Source organism: Microcoleus sp. OTE_8_concoct_300 (genome assembly GCF_031383065.1).
GTDB lineage: Bacteria > Cyanobacteriota > Cyanobacteriia > Cyanobacteriales > Microcoleaceae > Microcoleus.
The window spans coordinates 1-1,857 of sequence record NZ_JANMZH010000430.1 but is presented as its reverse complement, the minus strand read 5'-3'; the positions used below and the strand labels follow the sequence as shown (position 1 = coordinate 1,857).

The following is a 1,857-nucleotide window of genomic DNA, read 5'->3' as shown; positions in this document are numbered from 1 at the left end:
CGAGCAACAAACCGCAGCATTCTTCAGGATATGTGCTTTCGGCGTGGGTGCGGATGGATAAAATTTGAGAGTCGGAAAGTGCGATCGGCTGCATGGGTTTTTATTGTAGATTTTTTTGTAAAGTGCGATCGGGCTTTTTTTTAACGAACCGCGAAGGCGCGAAGGACACGAAGCAAGACAAGAGAAGGGAAGAGAAAGTGTTTACAATTGATTTGAGGTTCCTGTAGCTGTTTGCAAAACAGTTCTATAAGCAATAACAGCTTCAGTTTGGTTAACATATCCTACATATTGACTCAATACAGAAAAGTCTAACTCCGGCAAAAATTCACTGCTCGAAATTAACTCATAACCAGACTCGCGCAAGTGGTAAATAGAAAATTGATCGTTAGCCCAAAACCAGACTTCAGGAACTTGCAAACCGCGATACACTTCTAGTTTGTCAACTCCGCCGCTAGTCAGAGCAATTTCTATCACAATATCCGGGACTTCTGCAAGTAAACCTAAACAGTAACACTCATCTGGTTCGGCACCCCGTCTCACAACTTCGCGGCGAAATGTAGCATTTCCGTAACCGTTGAGATTAATTAGCCTTTCCACCGCATAGGTTTCTATCAACCGGGCAATAATTTTTTTGAGACTTTCGTGTTCTGGCGAAGTCGTCATAATAATTTCTAACGTTCCTTCCAAGTAAGTCATCCTGGGGAATTCATCGACAAACATATCAGAAAGTTGCTCGTATTGCTCCCAACTCACCTCATATAAAATAATGCGCTGTTCAGTAGCAGGTTCGAGAGTTTTTGGATCTAAAACTAACATAATTAATTACCTCACTTAGATATCTAAACGTTAGATTTTTCAGCTCTTTCTCACTCTTCTTCTCTGTGTCCTCTGCGCCCTCTGTGGTTCAAAAAAAAAATGTAGGGTGCGCATGGCGCACCTTACAGATGAATGTAATTAATTCAATCAAGCGGGAGTTTGCTGCAACTCAGGCCGCTCATCTGGAACGATCGCCTTTTCGACAGGACACACCTGCAAACAAATGCCGCAGTCAATGCAGGTATCAAAATCAATCCAAAACCAATCAGTACCCTTGACATTTTTGCCGGGGCCGGGGTGAATGCAAGCAACCGGACAAGCGCCGACGCAATCAGCAACTCCCTCGCAAATATTCGTAACGATAGTATGTGGCATATTTCAATTTTGGATTTTGGATTTTCGATGAGAAATTAGCAATTGGTAATTAGGAATTACGTTTCAAACAGACCCTAATTTACCGTTTCAATTGTTGGCAATCCTTCGGCATTTACCCACGCAATTTGAGCAATTCGTCGCGCGCGCGCGTATTCCCGCGCCGCCTCCTCCGTCTCCCGACTTTCCAAATCTATTTCTACCCGAACTAGGTGAGTAGACTCTCGGAGTTTGCGAGCGTAAGCAAACGCGGCGGCACTAGCTTCAGGAGTTTGAGCCACAACCAACCAGTCACTGGCTGGCGTCTCCGTGGGCAATTGCCCCTCTGTCAGCAAAACTTGGTGCAAATCTTCAATATTCAGACAAAACCCGATGCCGGGGGAATTTTGCCCTTGGGGATCGAACAGTCCCAACAGTTGGTCGTAGCGTCCTCCTTGTCCTAAAACTCGCTGTCCACTCTTGCTGCTGCTGACAACTTCAAACACAATTCCAGTGTAGTAGTCAAATGTTTGAATTAAACTCAAATCGAGGTGAATGTGGGATTTTAGATTGGGAATTTTTGACTGGCATTGGTGCAGCAATTCGATCGCCGATTTGAGATTGTTTAACGCCGATTGCTGCGGCAAATCTAAATCTAGTTTGGCAACAATTGGCAACACCTCTTCTGGG

3 protein-coding genes are annotated in these 1,857 nt (G+C 44.6%); all 3 read right to left on the bottom strand.

The annotated features are described in order from the left end of the window. Positions 1–201: 201 nt before the first annotated feature. Positions 202–816 (bottom strand): Uma2 family endonuclease, encoded by a 615-nt coding sequence (locus ACUVJL_RS19865; RefSeq protein ID WP_445247412.1) that lies wholly within the window; start codon positions 814–816, stop codon positions 202–204. Positions 817–963: 147 nt separating this feature from the next. Further along, positions 964–1,191, bottom strand: a complete 228-nt coding sequence (locus tag ACUVJL_RS19860; protein ID WP_445247411.1) for an indolepyruvate ferredoxin oxidoreductase subunit alpha — start codon at positions 1,189–1,191, stop codon at positions 964–966. Between the two features lie 74 nt (positions 1,192–1,265). After that, positions 1,266–1,857: ATP phosphoribosyltransferase regulatory subunit (locus tag ACUVJL_RS19855; protein WP_445247410.1), on the bottom strand; the 592-nt coding region annotated here is incomplete at its 5' end.

Excerpts from the sequence above, each read along its gene's own strand:
- ACUVJL_RS19865 (WP_445247412.1), bottom strand. The coding sequence starts at position 816 with ATGTTAGTTTTAGATCCAAAAACTCTCGAACCTGCTACTGAACAGCGC.
- ACUVJL_RS19860 (WP_445247411.1), bottom strand. The coding sequence starts at position 1,191 with ATGCCACATACTATCGTTACGAATATTTGCGAGGGAGTTGCTGATTGC.